Origin of the sequence: Bacillus ndiopicus, from assembly GCF_000612805.1 — a bacterium.
GTDB classification, from domain to species: Bacteria; Bacillota; Bacilli; order Bacillales_A; family Planococcaceae; genus Metasolibacillus; species Metasolibacillus ndiopicus.
On the sequence record NZ_HG964405.1, the window covers coordinates 306,405 to 327,845 of the forward strand.

The 21,441-nt window shown below is 37.0% G+C and carries 17 protein-coding genes; 13 read left to right on the top strand and 4 right to left on the bottom strand.

From position 1 onward, the window contains the following. The gene (locus TY13_RS09775) at nucleotides 1–2,982 is read left to right on the top strand and encodes a vWA domain-containing protein (RefSeq protein WP_042474961.1); all 2,982 of its coding nucleotides are present in this window, start codon (nucleotides 1–3) and stop codon (nucleotides 2,980–2,982) included. A gap of 165 nt (nucleotides 2,983–3,147) precedes the next feature. Here the strand turns inward: TY13_RS09775 and TY13_RS09780 are convergent, their stop codons facing one another. From TY13_RS09780 to TY13_RS09795, 4 genes are all read right to left on the bottom strand, one after another. After that, a complete protein-coding gene (locus TY13_RS09780) occupies nucleotides 3,148–3,831 on the bottom strand; it encodes an ABC transporter ATP-binding protein (protein ID WP_042474963.1) in 684 nt (227 codons plus the stop codon). 389 nt (nucleotides 3,832–4,220) lie between these two features. Next, nucleotides 4,221–6,656 (bottom strand): ABC transporter permease, encoded by a 2,436-nt coding sequence (locus TY13_RS09785; RefSeq protein WP_042474966.1) that lies wholly within the window; start codon nucleotides 6,654–6,656, stop codon nucleotides 4,221–4,223. Beyond that, on the bottom strand, nucleotides 6,622–7,329 hold the full coding sequence (locus TY13_RS09790; protein ID WP_042474969.1) for an ABC transporter ATP-binding protein: 708 nt from the start codon (nucleotides 7,327–7,329) through the stop codon (nucleotides 6,622–6,624). Before TY13_RS09790 ends, TY13_RS09785 begins: the two co-directional genes overlap by 35 nt. A gap of 115 nt (nucleotides 7,330–7,444) precedes the next feature. Beyond that, nucleotides 7,445–7,846, bottom strand: a complete 402-nt coding sequence (locus tag TY13_RS09795; protein ID WP_042474972.1) for a hypothetical protein — start codon at nucleotides 7,844–7,846, stop codon at nucleotides 7,445–7,447. 464 nt (nucleotides 7,847–8,310) lie between these two features. Here TY13_RS09795 and TY13_RS09800 point away from each other — a divergent pair, with 464 nt between their 5' ends. The 12 genes from TY13_RS09800 to hemL all read left to right on the top strand — a co-directional run bounded on the left by TY13_RS09800 (nucleotide 8,311) and on the right by hemL (nucleotide 21,097). Continuing rightward, nucleotides 8,311–9,201, top strand: coding sequence for a polyprenyl synthetase family protein (locus tag TY13_RS09800; RefSeq protein ID WP_042474975.1), 891 nt, complete (start codon nucleotides 8,311–8,313; stop codon nucleotides 9,199–9,201). A gap of 12 nt (nucleotides 9,202–9,213) precedes the next feature. Next, the gene (comX, locus tag TY13_RS20695) at nucleotides 9,214–9,372 is read left to right on the top strand and encodes a competence pheromone ComX (protein ID WP_154661576.1); all 159 of its coding nucleotides are present in this window, start codon (nucleotides 9,214–9,216) and stop codon (nucleotides 9,370–9,372) included. A 42-nt stretch (nucleotides 9,373–9,414) separates the two neighbouring features. Next, the gene (locus TY13_RS09805) at nucleotides 9,415–11,601 is read left to right on the top strand and encodes a sensor histidine kinase (protein WP_195891684.1); all 2,187 of its coding nucleotides are present in this window, start codon (nucleotides 9,415–9,417) and stop codon (nucleotides 11,599–11,601) included. Beyond that, complete coding sequence (locus TY13_RS09810) at nucleotides 11,594–12,202, top strand: response regulator transcription factor (RefSeq protein WP_042474980.1); 609 nt, start codon at nucleotides 11,594–11,596, stop codon at nucleotides 12,200–12,202. The genes TY13_RS09805 and TY13_RS09810 overlap by 8 nt, the downstream gene beginning before the upstream one ends. Before the next feature lie 160 nt (nucleotides 12,203–12,362). Next, complete coding sequence (locus tag TY13_RS09815) at nucleotides 12,363–13,565, top strand: multidrug effflux MFS transporter (RefSeq protein WP_042474983.1); 1,203 nt, start codon at nucleotides 12,363–12,365, stop codon at nucleotides 13,563–13,565. Between the two features lie 160 nt (nucleotides 13,566–13,725). Continuing rightward, complete coding sequence (locus TY13_RS19800; RefSeq protein WP_052344290.1) at nucleotides 13,726–14,316, top strand: hypothetical protein; 591 nt, start codon at nucleotides 13,726–13,728, stop codon at nucleotides 14,314–14,316. A 229-nt stretch (nucleotides 14,317–14,545) separates the two neighbouring features. After that, nucleotides 14,546–15,886, top strand: coding sequence for a glutamyl-tRNA reductase (gene hemA / locus TY13_RS09825; RefSeq protein ID WP_042474985.1), 1,341 nt, complete (start codon nucleotides 14,546–14,548; stop codon nucleotides 15,884–15,886). Between the two features lie 432 nt (nucleotides 15,887–16,318). Beyond that, nucleotides 16,319–17,146, top strand: a complete 828-nt coding sequence (gene ccsA / locus TY13_RS09830; protein ID WP_042474988.1) for a cytochrome c biogenesis protein CcsA — start codon at nucleotides 16,319–16,321, stop codon at nucleotides 17,144–17,146. 20 nt (nucleotides 17,147–17,166) lie between these two features. Next, nucleotides 17,167–18,099, top strand: coding sequence for a hydroxymethylbilane synthase (hemC, locus tag TY13_RS09835; RefSeq protein WP_042474990.1), 933 nt, complete (start codon nucleotides 17,167–17,169; stop codon nucleotides 18,097–18,099). Beyond that, on the top strand, nucleotides 18,089–18,829 hold the full coding sequence (locus TY13_RS09840; RefSeq protein ID WP_042474992.1) for a uroporphyrinogen-III synthase: 741 nt from the start codon (nucleotides 18,089–18,091) through the stop codon (nucleotides 18,827–18,829). The genes hemC and TY13_RS09840 overlap by 11 nt, the downstream gene beginning before the upstream one ends. After that, a complete protein-coding gene (gene hemB / locus TY13_RS09845; RefSeq protein WP_042474995.1) occupies nucleotides 18,826–19,806 on the top strand; it encodes a porphobilinogen synthase in 981 nt (326 codons plus the stop codon). The genes TY13_RS09840 and hemB overlap by 4 nt, the downstream gene beginning before the upstream one ends. A 1-nt stretch (nucleotide 19,807) precedes the next feature. Beyond that, nucleotides 19,808–21,097 carry a glutamate-1-semialdehyde 2,1-aminomutase gene (hemL, locus tag TY13_RS09850; protein ID WP_042474999.1) on the top strand — a complete coding sequence of 430 codons (1,290 nt, stop codon included), beginning with the start codon at nucleotides 19,808–19,810 and terminating at the stop codon, nucleotides 21,095–21,097. Nucleotides 21,098–21,441: the final 344 nt, after the last annotated feature.

Genomic DNA, 21,441 nt, shown 5'->3' on the forward strand with positions numbered 1-21,441 from the left:
ATGGACAGCATGAAAAAAACATGGATTATCGTACTATGCACAGTACTACTTTTTGCAGCGTGGCTTCCACTTGCAGCACCAACAAATGCCGCAGCGATATCGATTTCGGATATCGAGAAAAATAGTGAAAAATATACAGCAGCTCAATGGGCAGTTGAACAGGGTTTAGTGCAGCTTTCAGGTAGTCAATTTCAGCCAAACGCAACTGTAACTGAGCAGCAAATGCTTATGATGGTTGCGCAGCTTGATAAAAACTATCACTTCAGTTATACGAACGATATGGTTTACACATATTATGCCGATTTAAACATGCCGATTTATGGCACGAATAATGCTGGACGACGTACAGCGAATGCAACGAGAGGGCAGTTTGCTCGTCTTTATGCAGCAATCAATAGCCTTGACTTATCAGAAGTACAGGCAGTGCAATATTTGTATACACATGAAATTACAAAAGGATTAACAGGGAAAAAAACTTTCGATGATTATGCTGCGTCAAAAGCAATTACGCGTGGCGACCTTGTTTCATTTTTATATCGCACTGTGAAAAGTGGAGCAATTGCCGTTGAAGGCTTGCGCTCGGCTCCAACAGGTAAAGATGATAGCAAAGTGACATTACCATTAAATTTTGTCAGCTCTAACGGTACTGTAGAGCTAAATCCACCTGCTAAGACAGAAAATGGCAAGTCAAATAACCCTAGTGCATTTAAAGCTGTTCAAAGCATTAATGTGTCAACTGAGGAGTTAACAGCAAACGGTCTAGATGCTGCTGCGATTCAAATTTTATTGAAGGACAGCTACGGCAATGATATTCCATATGATACATCATTACAATTTAAAGTAACTTCAAAAGTTGGAGCACGTATTGTTGAATCACCACCAACAACGGGCTCACAGCCAGAGAAAAATGCAGGAAGCAGCACAACAACAATTTTCACAGATGGTGGTGAGCTAAATGCTTACATTATTGCACCAGCCTTAACAAAATCAGAAAAAGATTTAATTACATTTGAGCTTGTTAACAATAACGAAACGAAATATGCAAGTTATCGCAATCAACGTATTGAGGTAGAGTTGCGTTATGTACCAAAAGCGGAGGTACGTATTTCATATGAAGTATATGATCCAGATCAACCGAATGGTGGGGGAAATATTACGCCAGGTCCAAAGCCGTTACCTGCGTTACCTGCTGGGAAAGCTGATGCTAATACAGTGCAAACAATACCATTTACACCAAACGGCATTATTGAAATACGTGATTATGATCCAGATGAATTAACATTTGACGGAGTAAAGTGGGAAAATTACACAAACTCTACAGGTCAAATTGTCAATGGCCGTGTGCGAGATAACGCAATTCAATATGAGAATGCAGAGCTTCGTATGGATAATCAGCTTATTTCTGTATGGTTATTTGAGCAAATTTTAGAGCGCATGATCCATGGTGATGACCAGGGGCGTGGTGGTTTCGGTAAAGTAAATGTTTACTATACCATTAATAGTGAAGGTCGAGCAGTTTATAATTTACAGGATGTGATGGATGAAAGCTTCACAAGCCAATTTGAATCTAAAATCCATGCATTGATTGTTCATTTACTAACATATTTCCCTAGAAATACAAATGATTTAACGATGGTACACTATGACAGTGTAAAGGCTGTGAAAGCCATTTTCGACTCATTAAGCAAGGCAGACCAAGATTACTTAGCGAAAAATTACAAAGATACAGTCGGTAATTTAAACGGCTATAATGCCAAGGTGGATAGCTTAAAGGAAAGTCAAGAAATTGTTGAGCGACCAGAAGGTATGGAGCGCTATACGAAAGTGATCGTTAATTTAGTTGCACCAGGCGGACGTGTTATTAAAGATTATAAAGGTACAGCAGAAATCGAATTTAATGGACAGCGCAAAGTTGTATCGTTCAATACAAATACGACGGATTACAATAAAGGAACGGGCTATGCTGGCTCAGCTGTTGCTTATTTCGATTCCATTGTATATGGTTCATCTAATGCGACTGTTACATTAGTTTCTTCCAATATTGATCCTCGTTATCGCGATATGTTTAGAGAATTAATTGGTGTACCTGTAAAGGAAAAAATCTTTACGAACTTTAAGTTCTCTAAAAATAAATGTACGCTTGTAACGGAGGTTGCCTTTGTCGTCGATCAGTCTGGCTCAATGCGTAAGCAAGACCCGAATAATTATACAGCGGAAAAAACAAAGCAATTAATTCGTCAAATTGCTTCAAGTAACAATATCGTCGTTCCATTTGCGACAAATCCTGGTTCAGTAGTGAAGGGGACGGCAACAAATATAGCTAATATGGAAGGCTTTATCTCATATGATAAAATGACTTCGCGTGGTACAAATATTGCGAAAGCCGTACAAACAGCGCTTGATAACTATACTACAGATGATAAAGTCGCAAAATCAATGGTATTAATTACGGACGGTAAGGCACCAAATGCACAGGTGGAAAGAATCATCGACAGTGCAAAAAAAGCAAAAGTACAAATTCATACTATTGCTGTTGGACCAGCCAAAGATGTTAATACAGCAATTTTGAAAAAAATCGCCTCTGAAACAGGCGGTCAGAGTTATCATGTAACAGATATCGAACGCTTGCATAGTGCATACCAAGCTGTTGTTGATGCGATTCTATGTCAAACATTCGTATCGGATGCTAGCTGTGATACGAGTGCAGGTTTATTCAATGCAGCGACAGTAGATATTACACGTTCAACTGTCATTATGACAGCAGAATTAAATGAAAACTGTACAAATGTTGCATCTGTACAAGTACGTTATAGCTCTGTTAATGGGGACGTCAACTATGACTTAATTGCTCGTGGACAGAATGTCTTCAAAGCAAGTCAAGCAATCCGCAAATTCGACCGTTTTGACTTATATAACGAAGTTATCTTCCGCGCATTTGACAAAGATGGTAACTTAATTGCAGATAAAGAAGTGAAGCTATAATCGATCTTGCAGCCTGTTAATGTGGTATAAAATAAGGCAGTAGGGAAATGAGGGCATATGCCTACATTTTCCTACTGCCTTTTGTATTTGTTTTATTCAAAAGGGAATTATTCTTTATTTTACAACAGAAGATGTTTTCATGGATTTAACCTCTGTTTAGTATTATTAGTTGATGCGATGCCTGTCCATCTCGACTAATTGTTTATCCTCTAGTTTGTATATATAGTCACTATATTTTGTTGCATCTTCATCACGTGTGACCATGATAATTGTTTGCCCTTGTGCCCGATAAAATGACAATAAATCTAATAGCCCATTGCGTTCATTTACATCTAAATTGCCTGTTGGTTCATCGCATATAAGTATGCTGGGATTACCAAGTAGGGCACGAGCAATGGCTACACGTTGTCTTTCTTCAACTGATAAATCTTCAGGGAATCGTTCAAATAATTCATTACAAATGCCAACTTGCTCTAGCAAAGTCATTGCTTTTGGATATAATGTTTTTTTCGGTTCATCATGAATAAACGGTAAAACCACATTATCTATTATGGAATAATGTTGTAAAAACTTAACATTTTGATAAACAAAGCCTATGTGTTTTCGGCGATAATTGCTTCTAGCTTTATCACTTAATTGGAAAAACTGAATACCATCATACAGCACTTCCCCTGTAGTCGGTGATAATAACCCAGCAAGACACCCTAAAAATGTTGTTTTTCCTGTACAAGAAGGACCAAAAATTGTATACCATTGTCCTTTCTCAATTGTTAAGGAGATATTATGTAAAATATCAGTTTGACCTGACGAATTGGTGAAGGATTTACTAAGATTGCGAATTTCAATCATGATGCTCACCTCGTTTGTATTGTAATGTTAGCTTTCGAGCAGGAAATAATCCAGAGTGGACATTTATGATCCTCATCTGGATTAAAGGTAGTGTTATTAGAGTAAGTGTAGGTCTGCTAAGTTTACAATGAGGGCATTTACTTTTATTTTTCACTGTATTCCTGTGTATAATATTCTACACCTTGAGAATCTTTAATAATTCTTTCTCCGATTTTTTCGAAAATTTTAATTTAGCTATAGTATACTTTGTACCCCTAGGTTACTTTTAGCATAGCGCAAATATTGCCACTATGCACCGTCAATATTCCGCCAACATACCGTCAATTTTTTGTCGGCAGCTGACGTTTTTGAATTATAAAAAGTTAGCTATACAATTATGATTAATTTCCTTAATCTCTCTTCGCTTTTAATAGCTGACGAACTGCTAACATTAAGAAAATAACAATTCCTAATATGACTACAGCACACAGCATTTCTATAAATATCCAATAACTAGCGACTTTTAATTGGAACAAAATCATGTAGCTAATAATTAGACCCAAGCCAATGGAAAATCCAGTCCATAGAAAAACTTCTTTAACAACATGCAAGGAAATCATCGTTTTCGTCCAGCCAATACGATAGTACATATCAAATTCTTGGGCTCTAGCGTAAAATAGAGTACTTAAACATTCAAATAATGAAAAGATAGTTAAGACCAATGTAGCAACTAAAATAAAGATTTGAAATAATAGCAGTGTATTTACTGTAAATTGTCCTAAAGTTGTTTCCACTGAATGGCGAATTGCATCACTAATTGTAGCAATCTGTATGACAAATAAAATCGTTGAAATTACTAAAATAAGCATTGTTGGTATAATGAGCTGACGATGATATACAACTGCTTGTAAAAAAGGATATGTCGTTGTACGCGTCTTTGACTCTTTAGAAATACTGAAAAAGATGTATACAAGACTAAGCGCAATTATAAAAATGATTGTTGTAATAATGTAAGCTTGTGAAGTGAATCCTAAAAAGAAAATGATTACAATACTTAATAAATAGGCCATCGTTAATAAAAGGCTTTGCTCGGTTGTGTTTCTTTGGAAAATTTTCTGACGCGTCCAACCAATTGTTGCAAGTAATGTATCTTCATACACCATAGAGGATTTTTCAAATGATAGACGGGCAATAAACCAAGCTACAATAAACATGGTAAATAAGATTGTTGTCCACAATGTAATAGAATTCCATTGCTCCTCCAATTGCTGTGCAACACCTAGAGTTGTCCACGGAGAAATGACTTCGCCAATCCCTTCTACTTGTAGTTTCACTTCTTTAAAAGAAGAACCAGCAACAATGTCAATCGTATAGCCTTGCTGTAAAAACTCCAATGCAAGCGCTTCAATTTTTTGCTGAGCTTCCTGCGTATAGCTACTAATCCCAGCTAAGCGAACACGAATCGCATCAATAGGCGTTGGCCCTTTAATAATTTCAGCATCCTGCAATGAAATAATGCCACCTGTAGGCTGTGCAATAAAACTTCCAGGAATCGTGGTTGGCGTGAGTGTTTCCCCAGTTGTAGTCTTTGTTTCGGTTGTGCCATAAATCCCCAAAGGACTTGATGTTAAAGCGCTTTCTTGTTCGTTGTTAGGTGCAAACGTTCCAACTTGTTGTAATAAAAATGGAGGTTGTTCTAGCCCTACTAAAGGTTTTCCTTTTCTTTCAATTTCTTTGTAGGAAGGAGGAGAACCGTTTTCGACCATTTGCACATGCAGGTTTTCATCTTTTACCTGATAATCTAGCTTTTTTGCTAAATAGTGTACAGCGATATAGTTACGGTCAGCGGCAACAGACAGTGGTGTATCGTCTAATTCAAATTCTTTTGTTAAATTAAGACCAGCGCTATTAAAAGGTTTGTAAAAAGGCGTTAAATCTATATCATATGATGTTGATTGTTGAGCGGGTAATTGTTCAATTTCTGCAAGGACTTGTTCAATTATAGATCGTTCAGCCGTCATCAACCATGCTGTTGTATCAAGTCCTAACTTTTCACGGTACTCCTCAATATTTATATCCAGTGTATCAACCGTCACTTTTAGTTGGAGCGGTATACGCAAATCCTCACGTTGCAACACTTTAATGAGTGGAGCCTCCGGAAAGAGCTGTTCGGATGCTTTTACTACTAGAGGAGGGATTTCATTATTAAAATCAGAAAAGTCGATATTTGTTAACTGTTCCTCACTCTTCATATCAATCCCTGTTAATAAATGAAAGGTATTCGGTATAAATATGTCCATAGCACCAGAAAATGACCCAGCATCACTTTCAGGTGTCATTTTCTTTAAATATTGAATGAATCCTGGAGAAGATTCATTAAAGTAAATAAGTTGTGATGGTGGAGCAATAGGATAGGATTTAAGTCCATCTGATGTTTCAAATTCAAAGGTAAAACGGCTAGATACATCTAATTCTGGAATTTGAATAGTAAATTTTTCACCAGTAAAATAGCCGATAGATGCAACAGGTGCTGCAACTTCCACATCAGGATGTTGCTTGATTTGCTGCCATTCCTCGATGGAGATTCCACCTTGACTATCCCCAATATAATTTTCCTCTACACCGCCAAGGGTTTGTTCAATTGTTGAGCGAGCGGATGCGGGACGAATTAGCAAATCATAGTTTCCTCGCCCATGCTCAACAATCGATTGTTCAACAGCTAGGCGAGTTTCCTTTGCATAATACAGTCCAATCGGAATTAGTAAATAGGCACTTATAAAAGCAAGAATAATAGTCAATGAAACAAATTTTCTAGCTCGTAGTCTGGTCCAAACTAAATGTAGCATCGGCTGTCCCCACCTTCACTAATTGCTTATCTATTAATTTATAAATATGGTCGCCACTCTTCGCGACATCCTCATCATGTGTCACCATGACAATCGTTTGTCCTTGTGCGCGACAATGCGACAATAAATCTAGTAATCCATTGCGATTCGCTATATCTAAATTACCTGTTGGCTCATCACAAATTAAGATGTCAGGTTTGCCAAGAAGTGCACGAGCAATGGCTACACGTTGCTTTTCCCCACCCGATAAACCTTCTGGTAAGCGCTTAAATAATTCTGTACGAATACCGATTTGCTCTAATAACACCATCGCTTTTGGATATAATGCTTTTTTCGCTTCATCATAAATAAATGGCAATATCACATTATCCAATACAGAATAATGTGGCAAAAGCTTAAAGTCTTGAAAAACAAAACCTATGTGATGGCGGCGATAATTGCTTTTTGCTTTTTCACTTAATTGATAAATATTAATATCGTTATAAAGCACTTCACCTGCAGTTGGTTTTAATAACCCAGCAATACAGTTTAAAAATGTCGATTTGCCTGTGCCTGAAGGACCAATAATGGTATACCATTGCCCTTTTTCAATCGTTAAAGAGATATTATGTAAAATCTCTGTTTGGCCTGTTGAGTGTTTGAAAGATTTACTAAGATTGTGAATTTCAATCATATGGTTCACCTCAGTTGTGAGATATATGTTATAAATACGGAATGTTTTTTAAGGTCACAAATAGCTGTTGAGAAACGAAGGAAATATCCTACGTTCCCCACAGCCTCTTTTTATGTTAATAAATATACAATTTTACAGAGCCATTTGCATAACCAGTTCCACCATTTGTTACACTTAGACTAGTACCCCATGTACGTGTAGTTAAGCCACTTAAATTATAAACAGTTGGAAAACTTGCTGTGTAATAGGTGGCGATGGAGCTACGAGTCATTATCCCATCATAAAAAGTGACATTATAATATGGACTCGCTCCGCCATCCCAGTAACCTACATGTGTAATATCTGCAGATGTTTTTTTATATTCATGGTGAGGTTGTGCAAGCCATGTATTAACAGGAATAGACATCGGTGTAATTTCATCAACTGGTTGTAACTCATGTGCAGAAGTATAGCTCATTCCCGTACTAACAATGGAGAGTGCGATAAGTGAACTGAAAACAATTTTGTTGAATTTCATCCTGTATTCCTCCTCTGATAGCCATGTATTTTGCTATAGCAAATATTGTATCCCTAGGTTATTTTTAGTATAGTGCAAATATTGCTACTATGCACCGTCAATTTTCCGACAACACACCGTCATTTTTTTGTCGGCAGCTGAATTTTTACTTTCTATACAGTAAATTTCAAGTTATTAAATTTAGTTGCTAATCTTATTGATAAGTTCTATTACTTATTTTAAGAGTGTTGTCCTAAATAGTATCTGCTTGTTAAGAATAATTTACATACTAAATAATACAAAAATTACCCTTTTATACCTAATGAAATCCGCCATTTTCCGCCAAAGACCGACAATCTCCTGTCGGTAACCGCCATTATTCCGCCAAATTGTCAAAAAATAAAAAATATATCTACACTTTATGGTTAATTTCGTTAGAATAGTAAATAGAGAGGTTGTTAAAATTTCCTTAAGGAGGGGAGGGAGTGACGGAGTGGCATAGCCATATAAAAAATCATTTAGAGAAAATAGTGGCTTTAGAAAATAGTCTTGATGAACAATTAGTATCATTGATGCAGCAATTTATTAGGGAAAAAGAACAACAAGGCTTTGCTTTTGGCACATTATGTGTGTTGCATTATGTCGAATATGTTGAGCAGTTACAAGATGAAATTTTTGATGTAGCAGCGGCAATAGAGCTTCTTATTTTAGCTTTTGATATTGTGGATGATTTACAAGATGGGGACAAAGATTATGTATGGATGAAAACGCCTGCGTTATCGCTTAATGTCGTATTAACAATGCTTACAGTGGCAAGCAAAATAATAGGTGCAAGCTCCTTTACCCATCGTCATGAGGCAATCCAAATAGTAGAGCAATACATGCTATGTAGTATTAATGGGCAGCATCTTGATTTACTTAATCACTATAGAGATGAGCAAGCCTATATAAGCATGATACAGCAAAAATCGGGTTCTTTAGTAGCTATGAGCTGTGAAGTCGGTGTGGTACTTGCTAGTGGAAAACGTTTGCAAGGAGTAGCACAATACGCGCAGGCAATCGGTATTTTGCAACAAATCAAAAATGATATTCATAATGTGACAACAGAAGGCAGTGATTTACGGCAGCGCAAATATTCATTGCCCATCTTCTATATGCTGACATTGCAAAATAAGGATGCTAGCATGATTCAGTCTTACTATAATGGCGATACAATACAATCTATCGAACACTTACAACAGCTTCTCGTATCTAACGGTGCAATACGTTATGCATTAACAATGAAAAATATTTATAGCAAAGAAGCACAAACATTAATAGAAAATACTTTAACAAACGACGAAAATAAAAAATACCTACTAAAAATGATGAAATGAGGCTGATTTAATATGATGAAAATAATTCAATTTTTACACGACAACATGGATATCGCAAAGCTATTACATGAAGGAAAAGTATCATTAGTTGGTGTTACAGCACAGGAACAAGAAGCGATTATGGAAGCATTTGTGGAGGAGGTACATGCTGATAGTGTTTATTGGCAATAATAAATGAAAAAAAAGTGGTTAGTATTACTAGTATACCTGGGATTGGGTATATACTTATCTATTGTTGCTTATAAAGCTCCATTGTTGAAAATGGAGCTTCAGCAACGAGATGGGCAGTGGAGTGTAAAATCGCATTATTATGAAGAATGGGCAAGAAAACAGGACATTGAAATCGGGGATATTGTGCTAGCAATTGAAAATAAACCTATTGATACTATGCCTTTAGTTCCGTATGATCAAACTATCAGAGGTGCAAATGCACTAACAATAAAAAAACAGGATGGAACGATATTACAAATTACGGTGTTACATGGCGATTTGCCAATCCAATTTTATTTACATGTTTTCTTGCCGATTATTTACTTTATTTTATCATTGGGAGCTGCACTTTACTTATATAGGTGGCAACGAGATATTGGAAGCGTTAAGTGGCTGATTTCATTTATCTTAACTGTAGCACTAACTTATTTAAGTAGTGTAGCTTCTAGCAAATTCAATTTTATCGGTACTATTGTAAATAGTGGTGGAATTATTCTTGTTCCACTTATATTACTAAAGTTTTTAAAAAGTTATTATAGTTATCTACATATAAAATGGCCATTTATACAATATATTGAGAAATTATACATATTGCCATTAACAGGTGCTGTATTAGGTGGCATTAAAATATTACAACCTTATACAAAAGATGTAATTGCCATCATTTTACTTGCCACATCATTCGTGCTTTTCTCATTCCCACTATGGGTATTGCTATACAGTTATTATAAAAAACGCACCATAAAATTGCGCTTATTAATTTTAAGCGTAATTTTGCCGTTTTTACCTTTTTTATTGTTGTTTGCGCTACCTGAAGTGCTTTGGCAACGTCCGATTTTACATGCAGAATATAGTATATTATTCGTTCTATTAATCCCCTTTTGCTTTATGTTTTTACATGTGACAGAGCGCTTGTTTGATATTCATTACTATATTACACGTACAAGCTATTATTTGATGGTAGCAGTAGGTTTTACAATATGGCTTTCTATGGGCTTATTTTTCTTAATGGACAAGGCATCTATTTGGGGAACAATTCTTTTTCTATTTATCTCAATTTTGCTGTTTCTCTATATAAAAGAAAAGGTAGATGCGAAATATCGAGATATATTGTTTACGCCAAAGGGCAATACAATTCGACAGCTTTCACGAGTGATTGATCAAATGAGCGTTGCCTATAGGGTTGATGAGTTGCTTGATATTTTAAAGGTGGAAGCAGCTAGGCATTTAGAAATAAAAAATATTAAGATTGTGAATTATGATGGGAAAGAACAGAGCATGCCTACTGAATATGGGATGACAGATGAACAAATACAGCAGCTACAAGCGGGGGAAATTGTCAAGCTCACAAATGTTTATGGGGCGCTTGTTCATCAAGAGGCGCGTATGAAAAGGCTGTTATTAATTGAGCATCGTAATACAATTCGCTTGAAGGATGAAGAGCTTCTTTGGTTAAAATTACTGCTGAAATATGTAGAAAGTGCAATTGAAAGCTTGAAAAAAATTGAGGAGCTACTACAAGAATTACAAAGCCTTCAGCAAACGGCAGAGCAAGAGCCTATATGGTTAAAGAAACTCGTATGGCTAAAAGTAGAGCAGGAAAAGTATTATGTGGCACAGGAACTTCATGATACCGTATTGCAAAACTTAACCCATCTTACACGTGAAATGAGTTTGTTAGTAGAAGATGACACAGCTATTTCAATCCAAGGCTTGTATCAGCAGATGCAAAATAATGTGCAGGATTTGCGGACTTATTGCGAGACGTTGAAGCCACCAGTATTAAATAAACTAGGGCTAACAGCAGCACTTAGCCAGCTTGCGCAGCAAGTAAGTAGTAAAGCAAGCTTCAAATTATACACGACTTTTGAACGTGTTTATTTACAACATGAGCAGTTGCCTTTAGTCATTTACCGCATCGTACAGGAGTTATTAAATAATGCATTGAAGCATTCAGAGGCAACAAAAGTGACACTTTCTTTACAGGAATTAGACGAAGGCTTTGAATTGATTTATGAGGATGACGGTATAGGTTGTACACTAGAGCATATGCTACAGGCTGATTCATTAGGTATTAGAGGCATCCGAGAAAGAGTGGAAGCCTTTAATGGAAAATGTCGTATAGTAACAAAAGCAAATGAAGGCGTATTTATTCATATAATCATAGAAGAGGATGAAGAAGATGATTAAAGTGCTTATTGTAGATGATCATCCTATTGTACTAGAAGGATCAAAGCGATTAATGGAATCAGCAGAGGATATTCAAATTGATACGGAATTACAGGCTGTCGATGTGATAAACCAACTATCTGAAAATCGTTATGATGTTTATTTACTTGATGTGAATTTAGGCGAAGACGATGGCATTTCTTTAGCACAAACGATTAAGGAACAAACTGGGGCCCGTGTCATTTTATATACAGGAGATGACCCAACCAACTACTATTCTCTCATTGTTGAAAAAAAGGTTGATGGGGTAGTTTCTAAAATGGCAACGCGCTTTCAGGTAATTCAAACGATTCGTGCAGCGGTGCAAGGGCTTATTATGATACCAATGGATTTTCTTGATTATATTGATTTTAATAGAAGAGAAGAAATTCAGTTAACCGCTAAGGAGAAAATGCTTGTTTCGTGGCTACAAGAAGGTTTGACGAATAAGGAGATGGCTTCGAAATTGCATATATCATTGCGCACAATCGAGCGCTATTGGACACAATTGTTTCAAGTGTTAGGTGCAACCTCACGTGAGTCCGTGTTGGAAATTGTGAAGGAGAAGAGACTTTTGGAATAAGCGAGGTTTGATACTATTTAACATATTTAGTATACTTGATTCATTCTGTTAGAAAGGGGTGATTTCATGATTGTTTATGATTGGATAAAAATCATGATTCCACCATTTCCCTTCAAAGCGATGTTTTTTTCTTAGATTTTAATAAAATAGGAGTATTAAAATGGAAAAAAACATCGGAAATCGAAAGCCTCAACTGCTATTACTTATTGTATTAGTAGGCTTTCCGCAAATGAGTGAAACGATTTTTACACCTTCCTTGCCGCAGATTGCGGAGTCTTATAGTGTTACAATGAGTATCGCGCAATTGACGTTAAGCATTTATTTTTTAGCATTTGCTTTCGGCGTCTTTTTTTGGGGCTACTTATCAGACTTTATTGGGCGTCGTAAAGCGATGAACTTTGGTATTTTGATTTATGGTTTAGGTAGCATTTTATGCTATTTATCCACAGATATTTCGCTGCTGTTGTTCGCTCGATTTATACAAGCACTCGGTGCGAGTACAGGATCAGTTATTACTCAAACAATTTTAAGGGAAAGTTATGAAGGCAAAGAGCGGCATAGCCTTTTTGCACAAATTTCTGCTGCATTGGCGTTTACACCTGCTATTGGTCCATTCATAGGTGGGGTTGTTGGCGATGTATTTGATTATCGCGCGGTCTTCCTTACTTTGGTAGTAAGCAGTATAGGAATTTTTATTTATAGCTATGTGGCACTACCAGAAACAATGATTCGCCAGCATACGAAAAAACCGGAAATTTTCCTGATAGTCCAAAGGCTAATGACGAATAAAAGGGTAATAGTTTTCGGGTTATTAATTGGCGGGTTAAATGGTGTGTTATTTAGTTATTATGCTGAAGCACCTTATCTATTTATCGAAGTATTTGGCTTCTCACCATCAATATACGGGCTCTTAGGGTGTGCTGTTGCAGGAGCGACAGTTATTGGTTCTTTTATTTCAAAGTATTGGCTGGGAACTAGAGTACCTGAGGAGATTATAAAAAATGGCTTGCTTATCGCGTTGGTTGGTGCTTGCTTTATATTTGTTATAAGCAAAGTTTTTGTAAATCCAACTTTGTTACAAGCTATTTTGTTTATTTGCGGTATATTTGTTTTGCTAATGGGTGTGGGGGTAGCGTTGCCCAATTGCTTAAGTTTGGCATTAGTAGATTTTGGTGATGTTATAGGTACAGCAGGGGCAATTTTTGGCTTAGGCTATTATATGTTGGTTAGTTTGCTAACATTTATTATGAGCCAGTTGCATAATGGCTCAATAGTTGTAATGCCACTTTATTTTATTGTACTACTATTAGTACTTTTGTTAGCAAAAGCATTTTTTGTACAACCTGTAAAAAACGTATCATAACGGAGCTTGCCTAGAAATAAATTGTTTCTAGGCAAGCTTTTTTATGTATGTTTTTTGTATATACGGATGCTATAATAAAGTTATTCTCTACAACTAAAATTGTTATGCGGCATTGAAGATGGAAATTTGCGCTGAAATTAAAAAGAAAGGAGTACAATGGATGGAAAAGGAAAATCAAATATATGAATTATTATTGAATATGCATGGCGATATTAAAGATTTAAAAGGAAACATGGAAGAATTAGAGCTAAGACTAGAAGGGAAAATGGAAGAGTTAGAGCAAAGACTAGAAGGAAGAATGGAAAAGTTAGAGCATAGATTAGAAGGCAAAATGGAAGTACTAGAGCATAGATTAGAAGGTAAAATAGAAGCACTAGAGCATAGATTAGAAGGCAAAATAGAAGAATTAGAGCATAGATTAGAAGGTAAAATGGAAGCACTAGAGCATAGAATAGAAGGCAAAATGGAAGAGTTAGAGCATGGATTAGAGGGTAAAATAGAAGAATTAGAGCATAGAATAGAAGGCAAAATGGAAGAGTTAAAGCATAGTTTAGAAGAAAGAATGGAAAAGTTAGAACATAAACTAGAAGAGAAAATTGAAGAAAACTTCATTGCAGTAGGTGAACAATTTGAACATGTTACAAAAATATTGCAAGAAGATCGAAATAAAAATGATCGGCAATTCGATTTTCATTCTTTGAAAATTATGGAGATAGAGCGCGATTTAAAATTTCATATACATGCCAATTAAAATAGATTAAGGAGTTGTCCGAAAAATAGGCTAATAAGCCATCTTTCGGGCAACTCCTTCTTTTGCAGCAACTTGGATTGAAAAAGAATATAAAATTTGTTAAACTTACATTAGAATGATTCTAAATTAGTAATTATGTTCATAGCATGTTCACAAAACGAGTCGTGAAAATGGGCATATTTGTGCTACAATTGGAATTATGAATTAGAACGTGTGAGGTGTGAGGTTCATGCATACTTTAGTCGTAGGCTTGAATTATAAAACAGCGCCAGTAGAAATTCGTGAAAAGCTATCATTTATTGAGAGCGAAATACCGAATGCGATGGAAGCGCTACAACAGCAAAAGAGTATTTTAGAAAATGTGATTGTGTCAACATGTAACCGAACAGAAATTTATGCGGTTGTTGATCAATTACATACAGGACGTTACTATATTAAACGCTTTTTAGCAGAATGGTTTCATTTATCAATCGAACAATTTGAGGCGCATTTATTTATTCATGAAGAGCAACAGGCAATTCAACATTTATTTAAAGTAACCGCTGGTATTGATTCGATGATTCTCGGTGAAACGCAAATTTTAGGGCAAGTGAGAACAAGCTTTTTGCAAGGGCAAGAGCTTGGGACGACAGGTACGGTATTTAATCAATTATTTAAGCAAGCTGTAACATTTGCTAAACGCGCGCATAATGAAACTGCAATTGGAGAAAATGCAGTATCTGTATCATATGCAGCGGTAGAGCTTGCGAAGAAAATTTTTGGCTCATTAAAGAAAACACATGTAGCTATTTTAGGTGCTGGAAAAATGGGTGAGCTAGCAATTCAAAACTTATACGGCAATGGTGTTGGGCAAGTAACTGTTATTAACCGTACGTTTGAAAAAGCGCAAGATTTAGCAGCTAAATTTGAGGGTGCAGCAAAATCAATGCAAGAATTGCAATGCACACTACTAGAAGCTGATATTCTAATAAGCTCTACAGGTGCGACAAATTATGTTATTGATTATGAACTTATGCAATATGTAGCGCGTATGCGTAAAGGGCAGCCGTTATTTATGGTTGATATTGCGGTTCCACGCGATTTAGATCCGCGTATTGCAGATTTACCGAATGTCTTTTTATATGATATCGATGATTTACAAGGAATTGTAGAAGCTAATTTAGCGGAACGTGAGAAGGCTGCTACACAAATTATGCAAATGATTGGCTATGAAGTAGCAGAGTTTAAAGCATGGTTGACAACACTAGGTGTAGTGCCTGTTATTGCAGCGTTGCGCAAAAAAGCTAGCCGTATTCAAGAAGAAACGATGCTTAGCATTGAAAATAAAATGCCAGATTTAACAGAACGTGAGCGTAAAATTTTAAGCAAGCATACGAAATCAATTATTAATCAACTGTTGAAGGAGCCAATTTTACAGGCGAAGGAAATGGCGAATTCTTCAAAAGCAAATGAGCAATTGCAGTTATTCCAAGCAATTTTCGGTATTGAAGATGATGTGCAAAATGAAATTGTCACTCATGAAAAAGAAAGTAAATCACCAGTGCAGCCAAAGCTTGCATTTGAATCATAAAGGGCTTTGCTGGAGCAAGGAAAACTTGTGGCGGATAATCGTTCGCTAGTTGTGATAACGTAGAATTACAAATAGAAGCGTTTTCGTATCTGTATGGTAAAATAATAGATAGGGGGCTGTCGAGAAAACAGGTTGGCACCTGCCTTTCTCGACAGCTTTTCGCATGTTTTAGAAGTATGTTATTATGCTATTGAAAGCTTAAAAATAAAGAAGGATTTAGTGGTTTTGAAAAGGATAGTTAAATCCAACTTGTTCTTATAAAAAATTTTTTTCTTAACACTTTTCAATGACAATGTTTTACGCTTTGCATAATGAGCAAGGGTTTTTTAGCCATATTTTTCTATAAAAATGTGCACAGCTGTAGGAAAAGCAAGCATCCGCCTGTTTTTCTAAGAACCCCTTGGAATTTTGATGATAAAAGAAGGGATACTCATGTCTGAAATGATAATGACGAGAACATATGAAGCAATCGTTATACTTTATGCGATTGGTCTCGTTTTTTATTTTATTGATTATTTATACCGACGAGTTCAGGCACGCCGCATTGCATTTTGGTTTGTGTCAATTGTCTGGGTATTGCAAACAGTTTATTTTATTTGGTTTATTTTTGAGATGAAACGTTTCCCTGTACTGTCTTTATTTGAAGGAGTTTATTTTTACGCTTGGTTGCTTACTACATTGTCCATTATATTGCACTGTATTGTACGAGTAGATATGCCTGTATTTTTCATGAATATGCTAGGCTTTGTCTTTGTGACAATCCATTTATTGGCGCCGAACGATGTTGTGGAGCCTGTAAGAAATTCACTTATTTCGGAAGTGCTAATCATCCATATTAGCTTTGCGATTGCGGCGTATGCAGCGTTTTCATTATCTTTCGTCTTTTCTGTACTACATTTAGTGCTGTATCGCATTTTAAAGGAAAAAAAGTTCAATCCTTTATGGTCGAGACTGCCTAACCTACAGCAAACAACTAGCTGGATGAGCTACTCAATGCTTGTAGGTATCCCTTTGCTATTCGTTAGCTTAGTGTTAGGATTAGAATGGGCATTTTTATCAATTGATGAGTTTTCAATCGTCGATGCGAAAATTTTAGGCTCATTTTTTATAGCCATAATTTATATCATTATTTTACTGTTGCATCGCAGCAAAAAAATACTTAGCACGACGTATGCATGGGCACAAATTTTTATATTTTTGCTCGTAGTTATTAATTTCTTCTTAGGCAGTAAACTATCAACATTCCATTTATGGTATTAAGTGAAAGAGGTAGATTTTTAGTGAGAAAAATTATTGTTGGTTCACGTAAAAGTAAGCTTGCATTAACGCAAACGAACTGGTTTATTAATGAATTACGTGCTTCTGGGGCACCTTTTGAGTTTGAAGTAAAGGAAATCGTAACGAAAGGTGACCGTATATTGGATGTTCAGCTTTCAAAGGTTGGAGGTAAAGGCCTATTTGTAAAGGAAATCGAGCAAGCACTGTATGATAAAGAAATTGATTTTGCAGTACACTCGATGAAGGATATGCCTGCGGTACTACCTGAGGGGTTAGTAGTTGGATGTATTCCTCCGCGCGAAGATGCACGCGATGCTTTCATCTCGAAGGGGCATATCAAATTCGCAGACTTACCTCAAGGGGCTGTCGTTGGAACGAGCTCATTGCGACGTAGTGCACAGCTTTTACATGTAAGACCAGACCTTGAAATTAAATGGATTCGTGGCAATGTTGATACACGTTTAGCAAAACTTGAAACAGAGGATTATGATGCGATTATTTTAGCAGCAGCAGGTTTAAAACGCCTAGGTTGGAGCGATGATGTGGTAACGGAGTATTTACCTGTAGATATTTGCTTACCAGCGATTGCACAAGGTTCGCTCGGTATCGAATGTCGCGCGGATGATACGGAATTGCTTGCTGCACTAGCAAAACTGACAGACGAAGCAACTTGGCATACTGCTCATGCAGAGCGTACATTCCTTGCTGAAATGGATGGTGGCTGTCAAGTACCAATCGCTGGTTATGCGACTGTTGAAGGTGAAAAAATTACTTTGACTGGTTTCGTTGCAGCTCCTGATGCTTCGGTTACATACCAAGAAACAGTAACAGGAACAGATGCGGTGGCAGTAGGGAAAGAAGTGGCCGCATTATTAACGAAGCAAGGAGCATTTGAGTTAATCCAACGTGTGAAGGCTGAGCAAGATGCAAAATAATGCCCCACTTGCAGGGAAAACAATTTATGTAACAGGTACACAAAAAGTTCAAACAATTAGCGAGCTTGTAGAACGCTATGGAGGGGAAATTAAGTACTTTCCACTCCTAGCTATACAAGAATGTGTAACAACTGAGGATGCTGTATGGCTGCAAAAATTAGCAATATATGATTGGTTAATTTTCACGAGCCAAAATGCAGTGACTAGCTTTATCAGAAAACTTGAACGCAACCCTATAGAAGTTTCATGTCGTATAGCCGCTGTAGGGATAAAAACAAAGGCGGAGCTTGAGCAACATGGTTTTACCGTCGATTTTGTGCCAACAATTTTTAGTGCGGATGTGTTTGTGAAGGAGTTTCCACAAATCGCTGGAGATGGTCGCTGCCTTTTTTTGAAAGGGAGCTTAGCAAAAAGTACAATTCGTGATGTGTTGCATTGTGATGAATGGATTGTTTATGAAACTGTCCCACTCACTACTTATGTTCAAGCATTGGAAGAAAGCTTGTTGCAGGCAAAGGAGCCAATTGTCATTTTTGCGAGTCCTTCTGCTGTGCAAGTATATGCGCAGCATGTAGTACCCGTAATTGATTGGCGTTTTGTCACGGTGGCTTCCATTGGTCATGTAACGACAGCAGCATTAAAAGAGTATGGGGCACAGGTGGCGATACAGCCGCACAATTATACAATGCAAGCAGTAATAGAGCAGTTAATAGGAGGATATAAAAAGTGACACAATTAAATTTCCAAAGACACCGACGATTACGCCAAAATGCGGGCATGCGCGCAATGGTGAAAGAAACATATTTGCATAAGGAAGATTTAATTTATCCAATCTTTGTAGCTGAAGGCGAAAATATTAAAAATGAAGTAACATCAATGCCTGGTGTATTCCAGCTATCATTAGACAATTTAGGAGTAGAGTTAGATGAAGTAGTAGCACTTGGTATTCCAGCTGTTATTTTATTTGGTCTACCTGCTGAGAAGGACGCTGTAGGAACTGGCGCATATCATGATCATGGCATTATTCAAAAGGCGACTCGCTTTACAAAGGAACGCTATCCAGAGCTGCTTGTTATAGCGGATACTTGTCTGTGCGAATATACAGATCACGGACATTGTGGAGTTGTAGAAGGCGACCAAATTTTAAATGATCCTTCATTAAATTTATTGGCGCAAACGGCTATTTCACAAGCGCAGGCAGGTGCTGATATTATTGCGCCATCTAATATGATGGATGGCTTCGTAGCAGCAATACGTGCAGGTTTAGATGAAGCAGGCTTTGCCCATATTCCGATTATGGCATATGCGGTGAAATATGCATCAGGCTATTATGGTCCTTTCCGTGAGGCAGCAGATGGTGCACCAAAATTCGGTGATCGCAAAACCTATCAAATGGATCCTTCTAATCGTTTAGAGGCGATGCGTGAGGCAGCGTCTGATGTGGATGAAGGTGCAGATTTCTTAATTGTCAAACCAGCACTTTCCTATTTGGATATTATTCGCGATGTGAAAAATAATTTTGTATTGCCAGTTGTTGCTTACAATGTGTCAGGGGAGTATGCAATGGTGAAAGCGGCAGCAATCAATGGTTGGATTGATGAACGAGCGGTTGTCATGGAAACCCTTCTTGGTATGAAGCGCGCAGGTGCAGACTTAATTATTACTTATCATGCGAAAGATGCAGCACGTTGGATGGAGGGGAAATAATATGCGTTCATATGAAAAATCGAAGCAAGCGTTTAGCGAAGCAGTTAATTTAATGCCAGGCGGTGTAAATAGCCCTGTTCGCGCATTTAAATCCGTAAATATGAGCTCAATTTTTATGGAATCAGGTCAAGGTGCAATTATTCGTGATATTGATGGCAACGAGTATATTGACTATGTTTTATCATGGGGACCATTAATTTTAGGGCATACACACCCAGAGGTTGTTGCAGCGATTAGCGAGCAGGCGGCAAAAGGAGCTTCATTTGGTGCGCCAACTTTATCTGAAAATAAATTGGCGAAGCTTGTAATGGAGCGCTTGCCATCAATTGAAATGATTCGTTTCGTTTCATCAGGTACAGAGGCAACGATGTCAGCATTACGCCTAGCGCGCGGCTATACTGGACGTGATAAAATCTTAAAATTTGAAGGCTCTTACCATGGACATGGAGATTCTTTATTAATCAAAGCGGGCTCTGGTGTAGCAACACTAGGCTTACCAGATAGTCCTGGTGTACCAACGGATGTTGCGAAAAATACATTAACAGTGGCATACAATGATTTAGAATCAGCGAAATTAGTATTTGAAAAATACGGCAATGAATTAGCAGCAGTTATTTTAGAGCCAGTTGCTGGTAATATGGGGGTTGTACCACCACAACCAGGCTTTTTAGAAGGCTTACGTGAATTAGCGACAGCGCATGGTGCATTATTAATTTTCGATGAAGTCATGACAGGCTTCCGAGTTGATTATGGTTGTGCGCAAAGCTATTATGGTGTAACACCAGATTTAACTTGCTTAGGTAAAGTTATTGGTGGTGGATTACCTGTAGGTGCATTTGGTGGTAAACGTGAAATTATGGAGCAAATTGCGCCAGCAGGTCCAATTTATCAAGCAGGTACATTATCAGGAAATCCACTTGCGATGACAGCAGGCTATGAAACATTAGTACGTTTAAATAAAGAGTCATACGATTATTTCTGCAAGTTAGGTGACCGATTAGAGGAAGGTTTCCGTGCGGCTGCAACGAAATACAATATTCCGCACACGGTAAATCGTGCAGGTTCAATGATTGGTTTCTTCTTTACAAATGAGGAAGTAATTAATTTCGAAACAGCGAAAGCTTCTGACTTAGAGCTATTTGCGGAATACTTCAAACTAATGGCGGAGGAAGGCATTTTCCTACCACCATCCCAATTTGAAGGTATGTTTATTTCAACAGCTCACACGGAGGAGCATATTGCGAAAACCGTGGATGCATTCCATAAAGTATTTGCGAAATTGGCGAGATAATTCCATAAATTAAAAAATACTTAACACTTGTTTTATAAAACAAGTGTTAAGTATTTTTAATTATAACTATAGAATCATGAGCAACAACCTTACTAATTGCCATACCAGTATAATAAGCGTAATAATAGAAATCCATCTTCGCTTTCAGCCAAATGAATAACAGCAATATTCAGAGGATTAATATGAGAGAAATTATGAAAATAGACATAATACAAAAATAATATACGGAAAATTTCAACCATACATAAATTAATCTTTTGCTGTTTCCACTATACTATAAATAACGACACTGATTTTTACCCCCTTTTGCAAGGTTGAAAATAATATGCTGACAAAAAAATGGC

Bases quoted from the DNA above. Each gene is read 5' to 3' on its own strand.
- TY13_RS09775 (WP_042474961.1), top strand. From the start codon at position 1: ATGGACAGCATGAAAAAAACATGGATTATCGTACTATGCACAGTACTA.
- TY13_RS09780 (WP_042474963.1), bottom strand. From the start codon at position 3,831: ATGATTGAAATTCGCAATCTTAGTAAATCCTTCACCAATTCGTCAGGT.
- TY13_RS09785 (WP_042474966.1), bottom strand. From the start codon at position 6,656: ATGCTACATTTAGTTTGGACCAGACTACGAGCTAGAAAATTTGTTTCA.
- TY13_RS09790 (WP_042474969.1), bottom strand. From the start codon at position 7,329: ATGATTGAAATTCACAATCTTAGTAAATCTTTCAAACACTCAACAGGC.
- TY13_RS09795 (WP_042474972.1), bottom strand. From the start codon at position 7,846: ATGAAATTCAACAAAATTGTTTTCAGTTCACTTATCGCACTCTCCATT.
- comX (WP_154661576.1), top strand. From the start codon at position 9,214: ATGATGAAAATAATTCAATTTTTACACGACAACATGGATATCGCAAAG.
- TY13_RS09810 (WP_042474980.1), top strand. From the start codon at position 11,594: ATGATTAAAGTGCTTATTGTAGATGATCATCCTATTGTACTAGAAGGA.
- TY13_RS09815 (WP_042474983.1), top strand. From the start codon at position 12,363: ATGGAAAAAAACATCGGAAATCGAAAGCCTCAACTGCTATTACTTATT.
- TY13_RS19800 (WP_052344290.1), top strand. From the start codon at position 13,726: ATGGAAAAGGAAAATCAAATATATGAATTATTATTGAATATGCATGGC.
- hemA (WP_042474985.1), top strand. From the start codon at position 14,546: ATGCATACTTTAGTCGTAGGCTTGAATTATAAAACAGCGCCAGTAGAA.
- ccsA (WP_042474988.1), top strand. From the start codon at position 16,319: ATGTCTGAAATGATAATGACGAGAACATATGAAGCAATCGTTATACTT.
- TY13_RS09840 (WP_042474992.1), top strand. From the start codon at position 18,089: ATGCAAAATAATGCCCCACTTGCAGGGAAAACAATTTATGTAACAGGT.
- hemL (WP_042474999.1), top strand. From the start codon at position 19,808: ATGCGTTCATATGAAAAATCGAAGCAAGCGTTTAGCGAAGCAGTTAAT.